At 66.1% G+C, this 20,795-nt stretch carries 19 protein-coding genes and 1 pseudogene; 11 read left to right on the top strand and 9 right to left on the bottom strand.

All coding sequences use genetic code 11. From position 1 onward, the window contains the following. Nucleotides 1–2: 2 nt before the first annotated feature. From ACWDTF_RS06820 to ACWDTF_RS06800, 5 genes are all read right to left on the bottom strand, one after another. On the bottom strand, nucleotides 3–686 hold the full coding sequence (locus tag ACWDTF_RS06820) for a DUF305 domain-containing protein (RefSeq protein ID WP_240862310.1): 684 nt from the start codon (nucleotides 684–686) through the stop codon (nucleotides 3–5). After that, nucleotides 683–2,191, bottom strand: a complete 1,509-nt coding sequence (locus ACWDTF_RS06815; protein WP_433259397.1) for an LVIVD repeat-containing protein — start codon at nucleotides 2,189–2,191, stop codon at nucleotides 683–685. The genes ACWDTF_RS06820 and ACWDTF_RS06815 overlap by 4 nt, the downstream gene beginning before the upstream one ends. Before the next feature lie 152 nt (nucleotides 2,192–2,343). After that, nucleotides 2,344–2,841, bottom strand: coding sequence for an SRPBCC family protein (locus ACWDTF_RS06810; protein WP_240862307.1), 498 nt, complete (start codon nucleotides 2,839–2,841; stop codon nucleotides 2,344–2,346). A 40-nt stretch (nucleotides 2,842–2,881) separates the two neighbouring features. Further along, nucleotides 2,882–4,123, bottom strand: coding sequence for an MFS transporter (locus tag ACWDTF_RS06805; protein WP_449754154.1), 1,242 nt, complete (start codon nucleotides 4,121–4,123; stop codon nucleotides 2,882–2,884). A 458-nt stretch (nucleotides 4,124–4,581) separates the two neighbouring features. Then, nucleotides 4,582–5,175, bottom strand: a complete 594-nt coding sequence (locus ACWDTF_RS06800) for a TIGR03086 family metal-binding protein (protein ID WP_240862302.1) — start codon at nucleotides 5,173–5,175, stop codon at nucleotides 4,582–4,584. Between the two features lie 91 nt (nucleotides 5,176–5,266). Between ACWDTF_RS06800 and ACWDTF_RS06795 the strand changes: the two genes are divergently transcribed. From ACWDTF_RS06795 to ACWDTF_RS06785, 3 genes are all read left to right on the top strand, one after another. Further along, nucleotides 5,267–6,199: a helix-turn-helix transcriptional regulator gene (locus tag ACWDTF_RS06795; protein ID WP_355276799.1), complete on the top strand. Its 933-nt coding sequence runs from the start codon at nucleotides 5,267–5,269 to the stop codon at nucleotides 6,197–6,199. Between the two features lie 17 nt (nucleotides 6,200–6,216). Then, a complete protein-coding gene (locus tag ACWDTF_RS06790) occupies nucleotides 6,217–6,405 on the top strand; it encodes a hypothetical protein (protein WP_240862298.1) in 189 nt (62 codons plus the stop codon). Between the two features lie 716 nt (nucleotides 6,406–7,121). After that, nucleotides 7,122–8,117, top strand: a complete 996-nt coding sequence (locus ACWDTF_RS06785; protein WP_355275045.1) for an alpha/beta hydrolase — start codon at nucleotides 7,122–7,124, stop codon at nucleotides 8,115–8,117. A 118-nt stretch (nucleotides 8,118–8,235) separates the two neighbouring features. Here the strand turns inward: ACWDTF_RS06785 and ACWDTF_RS06780 are convergent, their stop codons facing one another. Together ACWDTF_RS06780 and ACWDTF_RS06775 are read right to left on the bottom strand one after the other, a co-directional pair. Further along, the gene (locus ACWDTF_RS06780; RefSeq protein WP_449754167.1) at nucleotides 8,236–9,195 is read right to left on the bottom strand and encodes a vWA domain-containing protein; all 960 of its coding nucleotides are present in this window, start codon (nucleotides 9,193–9,195) and stop codon (nucleotides 8,236–8,238) included. A gap of 24 nt (nucleotides 9,196–9,219) precedes the next feature. Next, nucleotides 9,220–9,702, bottom strand: a pseudogene (locus ACWDTF_RS06775) (AAA family ATPase); the annotation flags it as partial. A 144-nt stretch (nucleotides 9,703–9,846) separates the two neighbouring features. Here ACWDTF_RS06775 and ACWDTF_RS06770 point away from each other — a divergent pair. Next, nucleotides 9,847–10,476 carry an acyl-CoA-like ligand-binding transcription factor gene (locus tag ACWDTF_RS06770; RefSeq protein WP_240861881.1) on the top strand — a complete coding sequence of 210 codons (630 nt, stop codon included), beginning with the start codon at nucleotides 9,847–9,849 and terminating at the stop codon, nucleotides 10,474–10,476. 8 nt (nucleotides 10,477–10,484) lie between these two features. On the opposite strand, the gene ACWDTF_RS06765 is transcribed toward ACWDTF_RS06770, so the two are convergent. Both ACWDTF_RS06765 and kstR read right to left on the bottom strand, forming a co-directional pair. Then, entirely contained in the window at nucleotides 10,485–10,634 is a 150-nt protein-coding gene (locus ACWDTF_RS06765; protein WP_240861883.1) for a DUF1059 domain-containing protein, read from the bottom strand. Further along, nucleotides 10,634–11,287 (bottom strand): cholesterol catabolism transcriptional regulator KstR, encoded by a 654-nt coding sequence (gene kstR, locus ACWDTF_RS06760; protein WP_433257942.1) that lies wholly within the window; start codon nucleotides 11,285–11,287, stop codon nucleotides 10,634–10,636. The genes ACWDTF_RS06765 and kstR overlap by 1 nt, the downstream gene beginning before the upstream one ends. 134 nt (nucleotides 11,288–11,421) lie before the next feature. On the opposite strand from kstR, the gene ACWDTF_RS06755 reads away from it, so the two are divergent. The 7 genes from ACWDTF_RS06755 (at nucleotide 11,422) to ACWDTF_RS06725 (ending at nucleotide 20,548) form a co-directional block, all read left to right on the top strand. After that, nucleotides 11,422–13,590 carry an acyl-CoA dehydrogenase gene (locus tag ACWDTF_RS06755; RefSeq protein WP_240861888.1) on the top strand — a complete coding sequence of 723 codons (2,169 nt, stop codon included), beginning with the start codon at nucleotides 11,422–11,424 and terminating at the stop codon, nucleotides 13,588–13,590. Nucleotides 13,591–13,704: 114 nt separating this feature from the next. Next, nucleotides 13,705–14,784: an acyl-CoA dehydrogenase family protein gene (locus ACWDTF_RS06750; protein WP_449754153.1), complete on the top strand. Its 1,080-nt coding sequence runs from the start codon at nucleotides 13,705–13,707 to the stop codon at nucleotides 14,782–14,784. Beyond that, on the top strand, nucleotides 14,774–15,937 hold the full coding sequence (locus ACWDTF_RS06745) for an acyl-CoA dehydrogenase family protein (RefSeq protein ID WP_449754152.1): 1,164 nt from the start codon (nucleotides 14,774–14,776) through the stop codon (nucleotides 15,935–15,937). The genes ACWDTF_RS06750 and ACWDTF_RS06745 overlap by 11 nt, the downstream gene beginning before the upstream one ends. 325 nt (nucleotides 15,938–16,262) lie before the next feature. Continuing rightward, complete coding sequence (locus ACWDTF_RS06740) at nucleotides 16,263–17,273, top strand: bifunctional MaoC family dehydratase N-terminal/OB-fold nucleic acid binding domain-containing protein (RefSeq protein ID WP_449754151.1); 1,011 nt, start codon at nucleotides 16,263–16,265, stop codon at nucleotides 17,271–17,273. After that, nucleotides 17,270–17,683 carry a MaoC family dehydratase gene (locus tag ACWDTF_RS06735; RefSeq protein WP_240861896.1) on the top strand — a complete coding sequence of 138 codons (414 nt, stop codon included), beginning with the start codon at nucleotides 17,270–17,272 and terminating at the stop codon, nucleotides 17,681–17,683. The genes ACWDTF_RS06740 and ACWDTF_RS06735 overlap by 4 nt, the downstream gene beginning before the upstream one ends. After that, nucleotides 17,683–18,855, top strand: a complete 1,173-nt coding sequence (locus ACWDTF_RS06730; protein WP_449754150.1) for a lipid-transfer protein — start codon at nucleotides 17,683–17,685, stop codon at nucleotides 18,853–18,855. Before ACWDTF_RS06735 ends, ACWDTF_RS06730 begins: the two co-directional genes overlap by 1 nt. A gap of 52 nt (nucleotides 18,856–18,907) precedes the next feature. Then, nucleotides 18,908–20,548 (top strand): AMP-binding protein, encoded by a 1,641-nt coding sequence (locus ACWDTF_RS06725; RefSeq protein ID WP_240861899.1) that lies wholly within the window; start codon nucleotides 18,908–18,910, stop codon nucleotides 20,546–20,548. Nucleotides 20,549–20,795 lie beyond the last annotated feature (247 nt).

Below are 20,795 nucleotides of genomic sequence, written 5' to 3'. Positions count from 1 at the left end.
TCTCACGTCGGCAACGGTTCGGCGTTGCGCGCCTTGAGCATCAGGGTCATCTGTCCGATCTCGTTGCCCTGATCGCCGATCATGGTGAGCGCCCACTGTTGGGTGGCCGTGCTCGCGCGGTCGTCGTTGAAGGCGTCCCGCGCCATCTCCTGGCCGCCGCGGTGGTGTCGGATCATCAACTGCAGGAAGTAGATCTCCGCTGCCCGGCCGGTCAGTGTCGACAGCCGACCGAGTTCGTCGACGCTGGCCAGGCCGGGCATGGGTGGTTGGTCGGTCGCGGGTCCCGAATGTTCCTGCGACGCAGCATGTCCGTGCGACCCATGGTCGGTGTGGCCCATCCACGACATCGGCGTGTCCGACGTGAGTGGCTCGCCCCACCATTGCAGCCAGCCACGCAGGGTTGCCGTTTCCGTGCTCTGCGTGAGCACCATGCGGTCGGCGAGTACGCGGATCTCGGCGCCGACGCCCGGCAGCCCGGACGCGGTGCGTGACATAAGAATTGCCTGGTCGTGGTGGGTCGACATGTCCTGGGCGAATCCGACGTCGACGGTGCTGGGCGCATCGGAATCGCTGTGCCGGGACTGCTGCCAGGCCGCGCCTGCCACCGCGCCGATCGCCAGGATCAGCACAGCGACCGAGGCGGCCGCGGCAATCCGAAGCGCGCCCGACCATCGTGATGCGCTCATCCGATCGTCGAATCCTGGTTTGGCGGTGGCGTATACACGCGCGGGCTCAGCTGCAGGGTGTAGAAGCCACCGTCGGCGCAGGTGGTCCAGATCTGGTTGCCGCGCCATTCGGGCGGCGAAAAGCACCAGTCGGTGGCCATGTCGCCGCCGACGACCATCCCGGTGCGCGGACCGATCATCTCCGGCAACGACACCTTGCCGTGCAGGATTGCCATCCCCAGACTCAGGAATTCGACGGCCGGCACGCCCGAGATCGAGCCGAGGACGTGCGGCGAGTTGGGGAGGTCGGCAATCGTGGCATTCTTCTGCGCCGGCGGATTGTAGTAGCCAATCTCCCTGATGCTCTTGATGTTTCGGATGTCGAAGACGCGGATGCCCGATGACTCCCACGAGCAGGCGAGTGCGGTCGGGTCGGCCGGACGGTCGACGGTGCAGTAGTGCGGATTGCTGTTGAAGACGCTGCCGCCCATGCCCGACCGGAAGTTGGTGTCGAGGTTCTTCGGGAGGTTGATCTCGAGTTTGATCTGAGCGGCGTAATCGGGCCGGTTGGGCCGGGTGACGTTGAAGAACTTGACTCCCCCGGAACCGAGTTCGTCGACCGTGACGATATAGGGCACACCGCGATAGGTGACCGGGATGGTGTGTTGGTTCACCTGTCCGTCGGGCCACAGGTACGTCGCGATGCTCGGTACCTGCGGATAGGGTGCCCGACGCTGGATCGCGCGGGTGTCGAGGATGTTGATCCCGAGTCCGTTGGAGATGTACATCCGGTTCCCGTCCGGCGTCATGCCGAAGCCGTGGCCCAGGAATCCGTGCAGGCCCTGCCAGATGACCCGAGGGACAGCGGGATTGGAGATGTCGATGGCCGACAGGTGGCCGGGCCAGATCCCCGACGCCCAGTACGTACGACCGTCGGGCGAGAACCCACCCTCATGGGAGGTGAAGGGTAGCGGGGTCGACACGCCCGGCCCGCGGTTGAGCAGACGCGGATGTTCGCAGTCGGAGATGTCGTAGACGGCGAAGAAGCCGCCACCCCACAGCAGAGGAACCGAGGTCGCCGCCAGCAGCTTGCGTTTCTTGTTGACCTTCAACGTCTCCCACGTGCCGCCGCGCATCGCGGGATCGGTGAGCGACCCGACGACGCGCGGCCGGGCGGGGTTCGACGCGTCGACCACCTGCACACCCGGCTGTCGGACAAAGTTGTTGCCGGGGAACAGACTTCCCGTGTAGCTGCAATGCTCGAAGGTGGCCGACACGATGCCACCACCCGCACCGCGCACGTTGCCGACCTTGGTCATGTTGCAGCGATAGCCGCGTCGGCTGCGGCCGGAGTTTCGGTCCTCCGCACTCACGTCGCCCTGTAGTCCGGGTTCGGGCAGCGAGCCCGGGCCGCACTCGGCCTTGGGGACGGAGACCTCGGAGATGTCGGGGAAGTAGTGGGTACTTGCGTGGGCGGGTGTCGCCGTCAGCGCGGTCGCCACCAGCGCGGCACCGACTATCAGTATCGCCACTGAACGCAGCACGCGCGGTCCGCGCCTACGCAACAAGGATGTGTTTGTGCGATTCCCCATCGAATCCCCCGGTACTCGCCCGCCGTGATCCAAGTCACCTTACTGAGCGGTCGGGTCGACCGGACGCAATTGGGAGAATTGGATGGTCAGTTGACCAACTGGCCGCGCACCCAGTCCAGATTCGCCTGCATGCCACGACGCCAGTCATCCATGCGCCGGGCGATGATGCGTCCTTCCAGATGCGGGTTCGCCTCGATGGCCTGCGACAACCGTGACGGTCCCGGACCAAGGCGGGCCCACTGCCGCACGATCGCACCCTTCGACGACGCGTCGACCTCGAACGCCCAGGTGGACCACGGCTCACCTTGGGGCCCACCCGCGGTCCAGACCCAGCGTCGTCCCGGCTCGACCTCGACGATCTCGCATTCGGCAGTCCACGTGCCGAGTCCTTCTGCGGAGTTGGTGCCGCGAAAGCGCGCCCCGACCACGATCTCGGCGGGCTCGCCGACCCACTCCGCCGACACCAGTTCACCGTCGGCCTGCGTCGGAAGCGCGATGTCGGCGACGATGTCCCACACGCGTTCGACGGTGCATCCCTCGATCAGTTCGGACACCTCGACGGTCGGTGCATCGCGATAGCGCATGCTGCGAATCCTCTGTTCGATGTACGGCGGGCCTACAGCTTCACATGTGCTGCAGGCGAGCCGGTTTCCGGGTCCGTGTCCGATACATCAGGAGCGCCATCGCGGCGGCAGCGAAGCAGGCGGCCGCGCCGACGCCGAGTGCGACGCGCGCACCGGCATACTCGCTGACCGCACCGATGATTGGTCCGCCGATCGGCGTCGACCCCATGAAGGCGACCGACCACAACGCCATCACCCGTCCGCGCATCTGGGGCTCGGATTCGAGCTGCAGGGTGGCGTTGCCCGTCGACATGAACGACACGCTGAGCCAACCGACGAAGAAGAGGGCGATGATCGCCAGCCACAGGGTCGGTGCCAGCGCGGTGAGTGCGATGGTGACGCCGAATCCGAAGGCGGCGAAGGTCAAGGTCCGCAGGCCCGTGGTGCCCCGCGCCGCGACGACCAGCCCGCCGATCACCGCGCCGATCCCCATCGACGACGTCATGAACCCGAACGCCTGCGGCCCTCCGTCGAACACCTCGCTCGCCGCGACGGGCAACGACACCGGGAACTCGTAGGCCAGCGTTCCGACGATCGCCATCATCACCAGCGGCACCCACAGTGTCGGGCGTCCGCCGACATACCGGAGCCCTTCGCGGAGCTGGCCTTTGGCGCGCGCCACCGGCTGTTCGTAGGTGATATCGGAAGTGCGCATGACCAGCAGCGACACCACGACCGCGACAAAGCTGGCCGCGTTGATGGCGAAGCACCAGCCGGCGCCGACCGCCGCGAGGATGACGCCCGCGGTGGCCGGCCCGACGGCTCGCGCCGCGTTCACCAGCACCGAGTTCAGCGTGACCGCGTTGCGGATGAGGTCGTGGCCGACGATCTGGTGGATGAATGCCTGGCGTGCCGGATTCTCGAAGGCGTTGTTGAGTCCGAGCAACACCGCAAGGATCGCGATCTGCCAGACCTGCACCCAGCCGCCGAGCGCGAGCGTCGCGAGGATGGCGGCGAGAATCCCCATGACCGACTGCAGCGCGATCATCAGCTTGCGCCGATCGACGCGGTCGGCGACCACCCCCGCGTACGGCCCGAGGAGCAGCACCGGCAGTGCTTGCAACGCGACGATGATCCCGAGGATCGACGCCGAACCGCTGAGCGTCAGTACCAGCCACGCCTGCGCGGTGGCCTGCATCCACGTCCCGATCAGCGACAGCGCCTGACCGCCGAAGTAGAGGCGGTAGTTGTGACTGGCCAACGACGCGAACACCGCACTGCGCGGGAGTTCGGGCGTGGTCATTATTTCGATGGTAGTTCGCACTCCGAACCGTCCACCGCTGCGTGAGGCCCTCCCGCTGCCTGACGAGCGAACGCGACCCTCCCGCTGCCTGACGAGCGAACGCGACCCTCCCGCTGCCTGACGAGCGAACGCGACCCTCCCGCTGCCTGAGGTGCGAACGCGACCCTCCCGCTGCCTGACGAGCGAACGCGACCCTCCCGCTGCCTGAGGTGCGAGCGCGACCCTCCCGCTGCCTGACGAGCGAACGCGACCCTCCCGCTGCCTGAGGTGCGAGGAGCGCAAGCCGCCGGGTTGAGGAGCGACGAGGGAGCGAAGCGACCCGACGCGTCTCGAAACCGACGAGCCTCGAAGGCCCTGGCGACGCGTCTCACCAGGTCCTTCGAGGCTCTCGGCTAGCGCCTCGAGCACCTCAGGGAGCGGTAGTTACTCGGTGCTGCTGTTCGCGGTACACCTTCAGCTCACGCCCGCACCCCGACCCAGCTGCGCGATTCCCGCCCCGACCAGTTGGCGAGCTGCTCGGTCAGCCCGGCATCCGGTCGGGATTCGACAACCGGCCCGAACGGCACATCGTCGTCGTCGCGAATGTCGGCGGAGATGAACTGCTGAGCGACGGCTAGTGCGGGTGCGACGATCGCGGGACCGGCCTCGGCGTCGGCCCCGATCGCGACGGCCAGATCCCACCCGTGCACCAGGGTCTCGTTCACATAGCCCCAGAGCGCGCCCGCGCCCGGCACGGTGCCCCACGGGACGGTGACCATCGCGGACAGTCTGGCGTCGTCGGACCACAGCTCGATGGCGTGGGCGACGGTGTCGGCGTAGGTCTGCACGTCGTAGATGTCGGGGTAAGGGTTGATCGCGAAGATGTCGGCGCCGGCGGCGAGGCCTTCGGCGCGACGCGCGGTTCCGATCAGATGTGCGCACAGTGCGCGGACGTCGAATTCGGTGCATGGCGTCGGGTTGCCCAGTTGTTCGTCGGTGACCGTGCGCATGATGCCGGTGGTCCAGGCGGTGGCTGCGGCGTAGACGGGGCGGGGATCGGCGGGGCGGTTCATGACGTTCTCCTTCGGTTGGTGGCTGTCTCATGAACCAGTCAACGGCCAATACATGACACCTTCTGTCATGATTTCGAGGAGAATGTGAATCATGCGCGCCGAACGTCTACTCGCGGTCCTGATGCTGCTGAAAACGCACTCGCAGATGACTGCCGCGCAGATCGCCGCCGAGTTGGAGGTATCGGAGCGGACGGTACTGCGCGACATCGATGCGCTGTCGCTGTCGGGCGTGCCGGTCTACGCCGAACGTGGACGGCATGGCGGGTTTGCGCTTCTGCCGGGCTACCGCACCGACCTCTCCGGGCTCACCCTCGACGAGGCCCGATCGCTGGTCGCCGGCAGTGGGCGTATTGATTCGCCCGCCTTCGCGTCGGCGATGCGCAAGGTCGCCGCGTCGCTGCCGGAACAGTTCCGGGCGTCGGCGGTGCGTGCTGCACAGCGAATCCTGGTGCGGCCGGAGGGTTTTGTGCGTCCACCACAACAGCTCGACGCACTCGGGCCCGTCCAGCAGGCGGTCTTCGACGGTCGGCGCATCCGCGTGCGGTATCGCCGGCGCGGCGCCGACCACGCCGCCGAACGCGTCCTCGATCCGGTGGGACTGATCGTCGCCGGCGACACCTGGTATCTCGTTGCCGAGGTCGAGGGCAGCGAACGCATGTATCGGATGTCGCGCATGTCCGACGTCGAGATCCTCGACGAGCCTGCCAGACGGTCCGACGACGTCGACCTCGAAGAGATCTGGCAACGCCGGCGCGATGAGTTTCGCGCCGGGTTCACCGTCATCGGAGTGACGGTGCGGTGCTCGGAGCAGACGGCGAAGGTGCTGCGCGGGATCGCCGATGAACAGGGAACGCCGGTCACGGTTGAGGATGGTCGTATCGAGCTGACCTTGGGTTTTGTCGGAGAACGGCATGCGGTCAACGCCCTGTGGACCTTCGCCGCCGATGTCGAGGTGTGTGCGCCAGAAAGCGTGCGCGCGGCGGTCGTGGAACGCGTTCGCGCATTGGCCACGATGTATCTGTGACTGAGTAGTGTCGTTTCATGCCGCTCGCTGCCGTTGTGTCCGTTCCGATTCTGGCTGTTGCGGCCGTGATCGCCGCCGTCACCGTGTATCGGCGTACGCGAAGCCTGGTAGGCGCGTTGTTCACCGCCGGTGTTGCATGTGTTGTCGCCTATGGCGTTTTCATCTTTGTCTTGATGGCAGGACAGCCGAGCATGGACATCGAGTAGGTCGTCGAGTCCTGGTCGGCAGAGGCCGCATAGACGACACTCGGAGTGGTCGCTGACTCCGAAGAGTTCGGTGATTCGCGCTCTGAACTGCACATAAGCGTCCACCACCCCACCGCTCTCTGAGGTGCCCGAGGCGCCAGCCGAGGGATGCCTCGAAGGGCAGGTGAACGGGCCACGTCGGCGAGCCACCGGACCACGGAGAGTAGGGAAGGTTCTTCCCCTACTTTCTGCCCCTGCTTGTTGAGTCGTCCGCGAGAAAATTCGCGGGGAGGACTCCAGGGATAGGGGACGAGTTTCTTCCCCTACTTTTCGTGGATCATCGTCGCCGCGCCGCGCTTCACGGCCCTCTTCCCGCTTCCATGATCGCCGACGAGGTCGGCGGGTGGGTCGCTGATCCAAAGCGGTAACCGGTGCTGTGAACTGGGGAAATGCGCGGCCGGCACCTCGCATCCGGCGACCGGATGGACGCGCTCACCAAGAAGTTGCAGTTTGACGCGGATGCCGCGTCAAACTGCAACCTTTGCGGGTGCTCGTCTGCAGAGCGATTGGATGCCTGATGCACCGCGATCCATCGCGTCTGACCCTGCAGCGACACCACGGCCCGGTCACAACTGTCTAACGTCGGTTTCTCCGAGTTGGAAACCCGATACGCTCTGGATAGTCTGTTACGGATGTGACTAATGGGACTAAAGGGGTTTCTGGTGCGCAATCGATGGATGACGCGAGCGATAGCCGTGGTGGCAGTGGCTGGTGCTGCGGCCGGCGTGTGTGTCGGTATCGCCGGAGCAGCGCCGGACCCCGATCCCAGGGTCCCGCGCATCGACACCGTCATCCATGACGGCCCCCAGCAGGCCACGGTCATCGTGTACTCGGCGGCCATGCGCAAGCTGATTCCGGTCAACGTGCTGCGGCCGAAGAATCAGAAGAAGCCGAGTCCGACGCTGTATCTGCTCAACGGCGCGGGCGGAGGTGAGGACTCGGCGACCTGGGCGGCCAAGACCAGTTATGTGCAGTTCTTCGCCGACAAGAACGTGAATGTGGTGACCCCGATCGGCGGTGCCTTCTCGTACTACACAGACTGGCAGCGCGACGACCCGGTTCTCGGCCGCAACAAATGGACGACGTTCCTGACCAAGGAATTGCCGCCGCTGATCGACAAGGAATTCAAGACCACCAAGGTCAACTCGATCGCCGGTATCTCGATGGCGGGTACCTCGGTGCTCAACCTCGCGATCGCCGCACCGAAGCTGTACCGTTCCGTCGCCGCCTACAGTGGGTGTGCCCGGACCAGTGATCCGTTGGGGCAGGCCTACATTCGCATGGTTGTGGCCGACCGCGGCCAAGGCAACCTCAACAACATGTGGGGCACCCCGGCCTCGCGCGGCTGGCGCGACAACGACCCCTACATCAACGCCGCCAAGCTACGCGGAACAAAGGTCTACATGACCAGCGGCAGTGGACTTCCCGGACAGTACGACCGCACCGACGCGCCGCTGGTGAACGGCGACGTCATCACGCTCGCCAACCAGATGATCCTCGGCGGAATCATCGAGGCTGCCGTCAACGACTGCACCCGCCAGATGGCCGCGCGTCTGAAGAAGCTGCGCATCCCGAACAAGGTGCTGCTGCGTCCCAACGGAACTCACTCGTGGGCGTACTGGGAGCACGATCTGCACACCACCTGGCCGATGATCGCTGCCGACCTGCGCTGAGAGTCGAACCCCTTCGCAAATCCACCCCGGATTTCCGCACGGGCCAGGTGCGTCGTTGCCATATAGGCAAAGACAGCGTCGGTGAGGGCGGAAATCGGTGGGAGGTTTCAGGCTCGGGTCAACCAGCGAAGATCCGGCGCAACGCCGGCGCGACGTCGTGGTGATTCCGCACCGGTAGGCATCGTCCGTGCCCCGCCGACGCGAGGTCACTGCCCAGGTCGAGGTCGTGCTCGCCGGAAACATCCAGGAGAACATCGAGTCTCGGCAGGGTCGTGGCGACGGTGCGCGGGTCTGGGCCTGCGTTGTGCACGCAGTCGCTGAGGAGTAGTACGCGTCCCTCGCTGGGTAGTACACCGCGGAGTTCGTCGGCCGCCACCGACAACGCGAACTCGACGTTCGTGAGGCCCTGCGTCGGCAAGGTGAGGAGGGCATCGACCACGTGATCGGGTGACACCGCCTCGCCCATGGGGGAGATGACCGCGGCGTCAGACCAGAAGGCGATGACCGCCAGCCTGTCTCGGCTCAGCTCACCGGCGAGCGCACCCGCGGTCGCCGCGGCGGTGCGGACCTGCTCACCGCGCGTCGAACCGGAGATGTCGACGACGAGGACGATAGATCGTCGCCTTCGCACGCGTTCGCGGACAAGGATGTCGTCGTCGGTGGGAAGTGGGGTTGCCGCAACCGCCTCGAGTGTGCGGTCGAGGTCGATCTCGTCGGAGACGCCACGCCAGCGGCGGGTCATCAGTGTTCCGGTGGCCGATCGCGGTGCCCGACGACTCGGAACAACCTGCGCCAGAGCGAGTTTCCGCGCGATCAGCCGGGTCCGTAGGCGCGCTTGTTCGTCGGCTACCGGCGCCTGCAGGTCGCCGTCGCGTTCGCCGGCCTCGTCGGCGGTGCCGGGCACACCCGATCCGCGGCCCTGTCCCCGGGTCTTGGCCCGCTCCGATCGCGAGGTGATCGCAAACCCGCCGCCCGACGAAGCGACGAGCAGGTCGGGTTCTGTGTCGAGTTGTTTGGGCTTACGTCGCAGCGGCTTCCGGACACCGCGAGGTTGAGCAGCCGGGCTTCGCCGGGTCAGCGGCGAATCCGCCTCGACGGCTCTTCAACCGGGCTCGGCCGCCGCCGGCGAAAGGAGGAAATGGTCCTGCCAGATCTCGACGAGGATCGCCTCGGGCGTCGAGAAAGCGGTGTCGTCGAGGTGGATTCGTCCCGACAGCGCCACCAGCATCGCGTCCAGGAAATAGCCGGTGTAATCCGTCGGCAGATCGCGTGGCGGATCGACGGTGTCGACTGCCGGCACCCCGACACCGCGCATGGCGCACAGTTGCGTGGTCACCATCGCCAGGTCGATTGCGCCACGCACGCTGCTGCCTTGTCGGATGTCGTCTCGGTCACGGGTGGCGCGAGTGACCGCGACCGCGTCGGCCACCACGCGTGTGGTGACGGGATCGGCTCGGCGACTGACGATCTCGCGCTCGGCGGAATCGTCCTGATAATCCACCACCAATCGGCACATCCGATCGTGCACCGACGTGGACAGCCGGGTGGTGCTGACGTTGTCGTACGGATTCATCGACGCGACGATGTTGCCCATGTCGATGTCCTCTCGTGCGAGTGTGACCCCGGTCTCAATTCGGGGATATGACACGCCGTGCCACAACTTTGCGTCCGGCGCCAGGGGATCCGGCAAAGTTCGCATGCTCGGTGGTTGAGGTGCGACGATGGGGGCATGTCGGAGCAGATGGCGGCGCGGGTCGCCGACGCCGCGCACGGGGTGGACAGAGGTGGACGTCCGTCGTCGACGAGTGCCCATGAGCTCGCGGCAGCGGCTCAGCGACTCTTCCTGCGGGACGGATTCGACGAGACGAGCGTCGAGGACATCGCGGCGGCGGTGGGCGTCAGTCGGCGAACTTTCTTCCGCTATTTCAGTGCCAAGGCCGACGTCGTCTGGGTGGAGACCGACGCCGAGCTGGCAGCGTTCCGCCGCCTGCTGACCGAATCCGATCCGGCCGACGATCCGTCGGAAGTGGTTGCCAGGGCCTTCATCTCATCCATCGACCATGGTCGTGCCGAAGACGAGTGGGCTCGCCACCGCGCTGAACTGATCTTGCGTGCGCCGGCGGTGCAGGCACAGGCCAACGGTGTCTACCGCCAATGGCGCAGCGCCATAGCGCAATTCGTCGCTCATCGGCGCGGGGAGCGGCCGGATTCGCGTTACCCTGTCGCAGTGGCGCATGCGGCGATGGCAGCTTCGATGGCCGGACACGAGCTGTGGCTCACCGATCCCGACGCAGACCTGGCATCGTCGCTGTCGGCGATGTTCGAGCTGATGGTTCCGCGGCCGACTGCTGCTGGTTGAGCGGTGGCTCAGAAGGCCATGAACAGGATCTCGTCGCGCGAATAGTCGTGGCCGGGGTGGTTTTCGGCGAGATGTGCGCGCACCTTCTCGACGAGTTCGTCCTCGTCGGCGCCGCGGATGGATTCGCCGCACGGACAGGTGAGACGTGTCTTCGCCATCAGTTCACCCGGTCCTTGAGCAGTAGTCGCACGGTGAGTTCGAGTCGGTTGGTGACGTCGGTGGCCGACGCGCGACGGGTCAGCCATTGCACCAGATTCGACATCCACACATCCGAGAGCACGCGCGCGATCGCGAGATCCTCGTCGGAGGGCTCGCCTTCGTCGACGATCGCCCCGGCGAGTAGTCGGTCGATGATGCCGGCGACTTGATCGACCTCCGCTGTCGCGGAGGCGTCGGCGAACATGAAGGCGCGGGTCATGGCCTCGGTCAGCAGTGGATCGCGTTGCATCGCAAAGGTGATCATGTCCAGTACGTGCCGCAGGCGTTCGATCGCGTTGTCGCCGCGCAGTTGTGAGCGGTCGACCTTGGACTCCACGCGTTCGAACTCGCGCGCCAGCGCGGTCACCAGCAGATGGACCTTCGACGGGAAGTAGCGGTAGAGGGTGCCGACCGCGACGTCGGCCTTGTCGGCGACGGTGCGCATCTGGACGGCGTCGTAGCCGCCCTTGGAGGCGAGGGCCAGGGTCGCGTCGAGGATGCGGCGGCGCCGCTCACGCTGCGCGGTGGAACCCGCCTCGGTTCCGGCCGCGGGCGCCGGCGCTGCCCCGTCGGGAGCGTCGATCGCGGCATTGCCAGGTGCAGAACGGGCCATGTGCTCTCGGACATCCTCACGTATTCGAAGTCAGATGAACGCTGATTCGCTGGGTACCGAATCTACATCCACTCATGGCATATTAGAACAGGTTCTATTTATTCGTCACAACTCGACATTCACAAGGAATCACCGTGATTATCGCCACGTCCGAAGAACAGAAGGCTGTCTGTCACGCGATCGCCGACTGGGCGCAGCGGGTCGACGTGACCGAGCGCGTCCGGTCCGACCTCGACAAACCCCGCGATCAATGGGCCGATCTCATGCCACAACTCGCCGAATTCGGGGTGTTCGGCGCGGCGGTTGCCGAGGACCGCGGTGGGCTCGGCGCCCAGTTCGCCGACGTGGCGGCGATGCTCGAACAGTGCGGGACCAGCCTGGTTCCGGGGCCGCTCGTGCCGACCATCGCAGCCTCGATCGCGCTGAGTCGGAGTTCTGATCCGCGGTCGGCGGCCATCGTCGATGAGCTGGTGTCCGGTCGACGTGCGGCCGTCACCCCGGTGTCGGCCTTCTCGGGGAGTGCGGCGCCCGAACTCGCCGATGGCGAGCTCGACCTCGGGTTGGTCGCCGGCTTTGTCGACGGTTGCGTGGTGCTGACGCCGCTCGACGTCGCCGGCCGAAGCGGGTGGTGGGTGATCCCGTCGGGCATCGGAATCGCCGAGGTCATCCCGCAGAACCCGGTGGACGGCGCCGCGTCGGTATCTCGGGTGCGTATCAGCGGGCTCACTGCATCCGACGTCGTCGGACTGCACGACGCAGACCTGGTAGATGGTGTGCTGTCGGCGGCGCTCGCCGCGTACCAGAGCGGCGTCGCACGATGGTGTCTGACGACGGCCGTCGAGTACGCAAAGACGCGCACCCAATTCGGTGTGGCAATCGGATCGTTCCAGGCGATCAAACACATCTGCGCCGAGATGCTGTGCCGCAGCGAACAGATCACTGCCGTCGCATGGGACCTGGCCGGTGCGGTCGACGTCGCGTTGAGCGGAGACGACGAGGGATTCCGGCAACTCGCCGTCAGCAGACTGGCCGCCGACGCCATCGTTGCGCAGGCGTCAGTCGCCAACGCCAAGGACTGCGTCCAGATTCTCGGCGGGATCGGGTTCACCTTCGAGCACGATGCGCACCTGTACCTGCGGTCGGCCATCGCCGCCCAGGTGGCCCTCGGTCACGGGGTGCGACAACAGCAGCAGCTTGCGGTTCGTGGCCTCGCCGGCGACCGTCGCCGGTTTGCGCTCGACCTTTCCGCGGTGGAACACCGGCGCGACGAGGTGCGGTCGGCGGTGGCCGACATCGCGGCCGCCGACCCCGACGACCAGCGACGACTGCTCGCCGAATCGGGCTACCTCACACCACACTGGCCACCGCCGTTCGGGCTGGGAGCCGACGCCGCACTGCAGTTGCTGATCGACGCCGAGTTCGAGAACGCCGAAGTGGATCGCCCGGACCTGGTCATCGCGGGCTGGGCGATCCCCACCATTCTCGAACACGGCACCAGCCAACAGCGCGACCGTTTCGTCGGGCCGACCTTGGCCGGCGACATCGTGTGGTGTCAGCTGTTCAGCGAACCGGAGGCGGGGTCGGATCTGGCGGCGCTGCGTACGCGTGCCGAAAGGGTGGACGGGGGGTGGCGATTGACCGGACAAAAGATCTGGACGTCGCAGGCCCACAACGCTCAGTGGGGGATCTGCCTGGCGCGCACCGACTCCGACGCCCCCAAACACAAGGGCATCACGTACTTCCTGGTCGACATGTCCACCCCCGGCATCGACATCCGGCCACTGCGGGAACTCACCGGCCGCGCCAACTTCAACGAGGTGTTCCTCGACGACGTGGTGGTGCCCGACGACTGCGTGGTCGGCGAGGTCAACGGCGGCTGGCGGTTGGCCCGCACGACGCTGGCCAACGAGCGCGTCGCGATGGGCGGATCCGGCCTGGGCAAGGAGATGGAATCGCTGCTCGCGCAGGTCGCCGATCGAGACCTCACCGACGGTGACCTGGCCGCGGTGGGTGAGATGGTGGCCGACGCCCACGTCGGCCGAGTGCTCGACGCCCGCGCCGTCACCGAACGGCTCGCCGGCCATGACCCCGGCGCGCTGTCGAGCGTGCGCAAACTGATCGGCGTTGCGCACCGCCAGGCGGTCCCCGAGCTGGCGTTGCGACTTCTCGGCGACGAGGCGCTTGCGGCCACCGACGCCTCCGACCTGCTGCTGCAGAATCGGTGCCTGTCGATCGCCGGCGGCACCACCCAGATCCTGCGGACCGCGGCTGCCGAACGCATTCTCGGTCTGCCTCGGGGCTGAACGCGGGCCGTCGGAGAAACCGCAGATACGGCCCCACAATCTCGAATCAACGCGCTAGTCTGATACAACTAGAACAGGTTCTAATTCCTGCTCGTTTCAAGGGAGGCATCACCGGTGGATTTTGCCCTCGACGACTCGGCGATCGCGATCCGCGACGTCGCCGACGACGTCTTCGCGCGGAGGCAACCGGATTGGGAGTCCACGTTCGGCTCTCACCCATTCGACGACGAACTGTGGCGGGCGCTTGTTGACGCCGGACTCCTGGCCCTGCCGCTGCCCGCGGACCTCGACGGTGACGAGATCGGCGTTTTGGGTCTGCTGCCCTTGCTGCGCCGCGCCGGACAGAGTGCCGCCGTGGTTCCCCTGCTGGGCACCCTCACCGCCGCGCTGGTGTTCGCGCGCTCCGGCGCGAACGCCTGGCAGCGGTGGCCGGAGGCGCTGACCGGCGGCTCGTGGGCGGCGGTCGCGATCGGTGAACAGGGCGACAACCTGACCGCGACCTCGCACACCTCCGTCCGCGGCGGCCGTCTCAACGGCACCAAGACCGGCGTGCTGCATGCCGAGGGTGCCGCTGTGCTGCTGGTGGCCAGCGATGCCGGCGTGGTCGTGGTGCCCGCCGATGCCGACGGCGTCACCATCACCCGCACCACGTCGTCGAGCGGCTGGGGCGAATACACCGTCGTCTTCGACGATGTCGCGGTCGACGACGCCGACATCGTCACCCGTGACCTCGGGGTGTTGCGCGATCATCATCGCCTCGCGCTCTGCGCCTACGCGGACGGTCTCGTGGCTGGTGCCACCCGTCTGACTGCCGATCACGTCTCCACGCGCGAGCAGTTCGGCAAGCCGATCGCGCTGTTCCAAGCGGTCGGGCAGCAACTCGCCGACATCTACGTGATCGGGCGTTCGCTCGATCTGCCCACCACCTCCGCGGCCTGGCGACTCGACGAAGGACTCAGTGCGGCAGACGATCTCGCGATCGGGAGCTACTGGGTGGCCGAGGAGGTGCCGGCGACGATGCGCACGATGACCCACCTGCACGGCGGAATCGGTGTCGACATCACCTATCCGCTGCACCGCTACTTCTCCATCGCCAAAGACCTGGCGCGATTGACCGGCGGCGCCGCAGCACGACTCGACGAACTCGCCGATGTACGTGACGTCGCGACCGAGGAGGTGGCCGATGTTCATTGACCTGACCCCCGAACAACGCGCACTGCGTGCCGAATTACGTTCCTATTTCGCCGATCTGGTGAAGCCCGACGAAGCCCAGGTGATGCTCACCGAACGGCACGGACCCACCTACCGCGAGGTCATCCGCCGAATGGGAGCCGACGGCTGGCTCGGTGTCGGATGGCCGAAGGAGTACGGCGGCAAGGGTTTCGGTGAGATCGAGCAGCAGATCTTCACCAACGAGGCGGTGCGCGCGGATGTTCCACTGCCCGCGGTGACGCTGCAGACCGTCGGGCCCACGCTGCAAGAGCACGGCACCGACGAGCAGAAGCGTCGGTTCCTGCCGCAGATCCTGGCCGGCGAAGTGCACTTCGCGATCGGCTACACCGAACCCGAGGCCGGCACCGACCTCGCGTCGCTGACCACCAGCGCAGTCCTCGACGGCGACCATTACGTGGTCAACGGCCAGAAGATCTTCACCACCGGCGGACATGACGCCGACTACATCTGGCTGGCCGTCCGCATCGACAAGGAAGCGCCCAAACACAAGGGCATCTCGATCCTCATCGTCGACACCAAGGATCCGGGCTTCAGCTGGACCCCGATCATCACTGCCGACGGTGCACATCACGTCAACGCGACCTACTACAACGACGTGCGGGTTCCGGTGTCGATGCGGGTCGGTGACGAGGGTGGCGGTTGGAAGCTGATCACCACGCAGCTCAACCACGAGCGCGTGATGCTCGGACCGGCCGGACGTATCGACGGACTCGCCGCTCGCGTGCGGGCCTGGGCGCAGCGGCCGGGCCCCGACGGCACCGTCATCGCCAAGCACCCGGATGTTCGTCGCGCACTTGCCCAGATCGACGCGTACGCCCGCATCAACGAACTGCTGAATTGGCAGGTCGCCTCCACCGGCGAAGCCATCTCGATGGCCGACGCCGCGGCCACCAAGGTGTTCTCCACCGAACGCCTGCAGGTGATCTGCCGCATGATCAACGAGATCATCGGCCGCTACGGCGATTTCACCGACCCCGACACAGCGGCCCTGGTCGACTGGCTCGACGTGCAGCAGAAACGCCACGTGGTCATCACCTTCGGTGGCGGTGTCAACGAGGTGATGCGCGACATGATCGCCACCGCCGGACTCGGATTGCCGAGGGCCAAGCGATGAGCCTTCTTCCGCTCTCCAATCCGCCGAGTCTCCACCCGCTCCCTGAGGTGCGAGGAGCGCTGGCGGAGCGCACCCTACCGTTCTCTGAGAGCCCCCAACCGCTCCCTGAGGTGCTCGAGGCGCTAGCCGAGAGCCTCGAAGGGCTTGGCGAGATGACCTCACCAGGCCTTCGAGGCGCGTCGACTTCGAGACGCTCCATGCTCGTACCTCGCACGGGCTCCTCAGCCCGGCGGCTAGCGCTCCTCGCACCTCAGGCGGCGGAGGAAGGCTCCTCGCTGGCGCTCATGGCGCCTCAAGCCGAGGTGGCAGTGGAGAGGATTGCAGCATGAACGCCGACACGATCCGTTCTGCCGCCCAGACCATCATCGACGACGGTGCGAGCGCGCCGGTGCGCGGTCGCGATCCCATCAACCAGCCCATGATCAACAACTGGGTCGAGGCGATGGGCGACGAGAACCCCATCTACACAGACGAATCCGCCGCTATCGCCGCCGGGCATCCCGGTATCGTCGCACCACCCGCGATGGCGCAGGTCTGGACGATGCGCGGCCTGCACGGCGTCCGGACCGCCGACGATCCGCTCGGCCGAGCGTCGGAGCTGTTCGACGACGCGGGATACACGTCGGTGGTCGCGACCAACTGCGACACCACCTACCACCGCTACACGCGCCCGGGCGAAGAAGTGAGTCTGTCCGCGGAGTTGCTGGAGGTGGTGGGCCCCAAGAACACCGCACTTGGCGAGGGGTGGTTCTTCACCACGCGCAACGTGTGGTCGGTGGCCGACGAGGTGGTCGCGGAAATGCGATTCCGCATCCTGAAGTTCCGACCGCCGGTGAAGTCGGAGCAAGTCGCCGAGGCGCCCACGACTGAGGTCCCGGACGACCTCGATCCGGCAAAGATGCTCAAGCCCAGCGTCTCTCGCGACACTGCCTTCTTCTGGGAGGGTGTCGCCGCACACGAACTGCGCATCCAGCAGACCGGCGACGGGACACTGCGACACCCGCCGATCCCCGCGACGTGGAAGCCGCGGCTCGACGACGGGACCGTGCCACCCACCGACTACGTCGTCGCCTCGGGCGCCGGAACCGTGTACAGCTACGTCGTCCACCGGGCACCCAAAGTTCCGGGCCGCGAGTTGCCGTTCGTCGTCGCGTTGGTCGAACTGGCCGAAGGGGTACGGATGCTCGGGGAACTGCGCGATGTCGACCCCGCTCAGGTGCGGATCGGAATGCCGGTGGAGGCGATCTTCCTCGACTTCCCCGCCGACGATGCCGTCGGGCAACCGGCCTGGACTCTGCATGCCTGGCGGCCCGCCACGACGGACGGATCACGATGACAAGTCTTGCGCCACAACCTGTGCAGGTCTCCGACACCCTCCCGCCCCTGATCATCGACGCAACGCCGACATTCGTCGTCGCAACCGCGCTGGCGACCCGTGACTTCCAGGACGTCCACCACGACCGGGACCTCGCGCAGGCCAAGGGGTCCAAGGACATCTTCGTCAACATCCTCACCGACACCGGCTTGGTTGAGCGGTTCGTCACCGACTGGGCGGGACCGTCGGCCCGAATCCGTTCCATCGCACTCAAACTCGGAGTCCCGTGGTATGCCTACGATTCGGTGACCTTCACCGGCGAGGTCACCGAGGTCGACGGCCGCCTGGTCACGGTGGCGGTCACGGGCACCAACTCACTCGGCAAGCACGTCATCTCCACGGTGACAGTCGAACTGGGGGAAGAGAACTGATGGGTTCACTGTCGGGTAAGGCCGCCATCGCAGGTATCGGGGCAACAGAATTCTCCAAGGACTCCGGGCGCAGCGAACTCCGGCTCGCCGCCGAGGCCGTGTCGGCGGCGATCGCCGACGCGGGTCTCACTGCCGCCGACGTCGACGGCCTGGTGAGCTTCACCATGGACACCAACGCCGAGATCGCGGTGGCGCGGGCGCTGGGTATCCGTGAGATGACCTACTTCTCGCGCATCCACTACGGCGGCGGCGCGGCCTGCGCGACGGTGCAGCAGGCCGCGATGGCCGTGGCCACCGGGGTGGCCGACGTCGTGGTTGCCTATCGCGCATTCAATGAGCGTTCGGGTCTGCGGTTCGGTCAGGTCAACAGTGCGGTCGCCAATCAGGAAAATTCGTCGGGCACCGACAACGCCTTCAGCTATCCGCATGGACTGTCCACGCCGGCTGCCTTCGTCGCGATGGTGGCGCAGCGCTACATGCACGACTTCGGCGCCACCAGTGCGGATTTCGGTCAGGTGGCGGTGGTCGACCGCAAACACGCCGCGGTCAATCCCAACGCCTTCTTCTACGGCAAACCGATCACCATCGACGATCACCAGAACTCGCGCTACATCGCCGATCCGCTGCACCTGCTGGACTGCTGCCAAGAATCCGACGGTGGAGTGGCAATGGTCGTCGTATCGGTCGAGCGAGCCCGGGATCTGCCTCATCCGCCGGCGGTCATCGCCGGCGCGGCGGCCGGAAGCGCCGACGATCAGTTCATCATGACCAGCTACTACCGCGACCAGCTGGCCGGACTCCCGGAGATGGGCTTGGTAGGAAGGCAATTGTGGGCGCAGTCGGGCCTGGGACCCGACGACATGGACCTCGCGATCCTCTACGACCACTTCACCCCCTACACACTGATGCAGTTGGAGGAGTTGGGATTCTGCGGTCGCGGGGAGGCCAAGGATTTCGTTCGCGAACCGGGTGCGCTGGAAGTGGGTGGTCGGCTCCCGCTCAACACCCACGGCGGCCAGCTCGGTGAGGCCTACATCCACGGCATGAACGGGATCGCCGAAGCAGTCCGCCAGTTGCGCGGAACCTCCGTGAACCAGGTGGCGAATGCCGAGCGCGTCGTCGTCACCGCCGGAACCGGTGTTCCCACATCCGGATTGGTCCTCACCACATGACAAGTGACCACATGACATTTGACAGCCCGACGGTCAACAAGGAGTGCGCACGATGAAGTTCAACCTCGCCGATGTCTTCGAGACGGTGGCCGATTCGGTACCCGAGCGGATTGCTCTCAGCTATCAGGGTCGTCAGATCAGCTACGCCGAGCTCGACGGTCTGGCCAATCAGGTCGCACACCTGTTCTCCGACGCGGGAATCGGGGCCTTCGACAACGTCGCCCTCTTCCTGAAGAACAGCGTCGAACATGTGACGAGTCTGCTCGGTCTGCTCAAGGTGCGCGCGGTCCCGGTGAACATCAACTACCGCTACACCAACACCGAGCTCCAATACATCTTCGACAACTCCGACTCACGCGCCATCATCGTCGAACTGCCCGAGCACCAGCGCAGCGTCGCGGAGTTGCTCCCCGACGTCCCGACCGTGCGCGTCGTGTTCGTCATCGGCGACGTCGCCGATGAATTGCGCAGCGCAGCAGCGTCGTTGCCGGACGGCCGAACCGTGCAGATCGTGTCGTTCGGGGACTACGAGTCCAAGCCTGCCGAGCGAGATTTCGAACCACGCACCGGCGAAGAGCTCTACTTGCTCTACACCGGAGGCACCACCGGATACCCGAAGGGTGTGATGTGGCAGCACGACGACTTCTTCCGCAAGCCGCTCTCGGGCGGTAACCCGTATGGCGAGGCACGTAAGGATCTGGCCGAATTGGGTTCTGCGGTCAAGGACTTCGGTTCCATCGCCTTCCTGTTGGCGGCGCCGTTGATGCACGGCGCGGCGTCGTACTCGTTGTTCACCTTCTTCACGCTCGGTGGCCGGCTGGTGATCCAGCGCGACTTCGATCCCGCGGCCATCGTCGGGGAGGTGGAGAAGGAGAAGGTCAACATCGTGCTGATCGTCGGCGATGCCATGGGTATGCCGCTCGTCGAGGAGATGGAGCGAACCAAGGGCGAGGTCGATCTGTCGTCGATGTTCTCCATCACCTCCGGTGGCGCCATCTGGTCGCAGCATGTGCGGGATCGGATGCTGGCAGTCAAACCGGATCTGGTGTTGCGGGACAACTTTGGTGCCTCCGAGTCGGGCAACGACGGCGAGATCATGATGGACGACAACGGCAACCTGAAGGTGCCGCCGACCGAGAAGATGATGGTCGTCGACGATCGGCTCAACAAGATCGAGGCGGGCTCCGGCGATGTCGGGTACATCGCCCGGATCGGCAACGTCCCGCTCGGGTACTACAAGGACGAGGAGAAGTCCGCCAAGACGTTCCCGACGCTGCCCGACGGTCGTCGGATCTCCATCCTCGGCGACATGGGGACCGTCGAGGCCGACGGCAGCATCGTCTTCCTCGGACGTGGATCGCAATGCATCAACACCGGCGGCGAGAAGGTGTACGCCGAGGAGGTCGAGGCGACGCTGCACGCGCACCCGGCGATCGCCGACGCCTTGGTGGTGCCGGTGCCCGACGAGAAGTACGGGCAGCGAGTGGCCGCGGTGGCCCGCGTCGCCGAGGGAGCGGTCGAGCCGTCGCTCGACGAGATTCAGCAGCACTGTCGGGAGACCCTTGCCGGATACAAGGTTCCGCGCACCATCGTGTTCGTCGACGAGGTCAAACGCACACCGGCCGGCAAGGCCGACTACCGCTGGGCCAAGAACGCCGCTGCGGCTGCCGAGAAACCCACCGCTTCGGTCTGATCCGTTGAATCCTCTCTCCGTCGCCTTTTCCGCTCCCTGAGGCGTCGGGAAACCCCTTCCGCGAATCCCCCTCCGCTGGCTGAGGTGCGAGCCTGCGAGCCTCGAAGCCCTTGGTGGGAGGACATTGTCGTCTCACCAGGCCTTCGAGGCTCCTCGCTAGCGCTCGTCGCACCTCAGGCAGCGTATGGGAGGACAGCGCTCGTCGCACCTCAGGCAGCGGATGGGAGGACAGCGCTCGTCGCACCTC

It is taken from the genome of Gordonia sp. NPDC003422 (genome assembly GCF_053588675.1).
The sequence above is the reverse complement of the archived record's forward strand: the minus strand, read 5'-3'. Positions and strand labels throughout refer to the sequence as shown.

Bases quoted from the DNA above. Each gene is read 5' to 3' on its own strand.
- ACWDTF_RS06795 (WP_355276799.1), top strand. From the start codon at position 5,267: ATGCGCGCCGAACGTCTACTCGCGGTCCTGATGCTGCTGAAAACGCAC.
- kstR (WP_433257942.1), bottom strand. From the start codon at position 11,287: ATGGCCCGTTCTGCACCTGGCAATGCCGCGATCGACGCTCCCGACGGG.
- ACWDTF_RS06790 (WP_240862298.1), top strand. From the start codon at position 6,217: ATGCCGCTCGCTGCCGTTGTGTCCGTTCCGATTCTGGCTGTTGCGGCC.
- ACWDTF_RS06785 (WP_355275045.1), top strand. From the start codon at position 7,122: ATGACGCGAGCGATAGCCGTGGTGGCAGTGGCTGGTGCTGCGGCCGGC.
- ACWDTF_RS06730 (WP_449754150.1), top strand. From the start codon at position 17,683: ATGGGTTCACTGTCGGGTAAGGCCGCCATCGCAGGTATCGGGGCAACA.
- ACWDTF_RS06810 (WP_240862307.1), bottom strand. From the start codon at position 2,841: ATGCGCTATCGCGATGCACCGACCGTCGAGGTGTCCGAACTGATCGAG.
- ACWDTF_RS06800 (WP_240862302.1), bottom strand. From the start codon at position 5,175: ATGAACCGCCCCGCCGATCCCCGCCCCGTCTACGCCGCAGCCACCGCC.
- ACWDTF_RS06770 (WP_240861881.1), top strand. From the start codon at position 9,847: ATGTCGGAGCAGATGGCGGCGCGGGTCGCCGACGCCGCGCACGGGGTG.
- ACWDTF_RS06735 (WP_240861896.1), top strand. From the start codon at position 17,270: ATGACAAGTCTTGCGCCACAACCTGTGCAGGTCTCCGACACCCTCCCG.
- ACWDTF_RS06725 (WP_240861899.1), top strand. From the start codon at position 18,908: ATGAAGTTCAACCTCGCCGATGTCTTCGAGACGGTGGCCGATTCGGTA.
- ACWDTF_RS06745 (WP_449754152.1), top strand. From the start codon at position 14,774: ATGTTCATTGACCTGACCCCCGAACAACGCGCACTGCGTGCCGAATTA.
- ACWDTF_RS06765 (WP_240861883.1), bottom strand. From the start codon at position 10,634: ATGGCGAAGACACGTCTCACCTGTCCGTGCGGCGAATCCATCCGCGGC.
- ACWDTF_RS06805 (WP_449754154.1), bottom strand. From the start codon at position 4,123: ATGACCACGCCCGAACTCCCGCGCAGTGCGGTGTTCGCGTCGTTGGCC.
- ACWDTF_RS06740 (WP_449754151.1), top strand. From the start codon at position 16,263: ATGAACGCCGACACGATCCGTTCTGCCGCCCAGACCATCATCGACGAC.
- ACWDTF_RS06820 (WP_240862310.1), bottom strand. From the start codon at position 686: ATGAGCGCATCACGATGGTCGGGCGCGCTTCGGATTGCCGCGGCCGCC.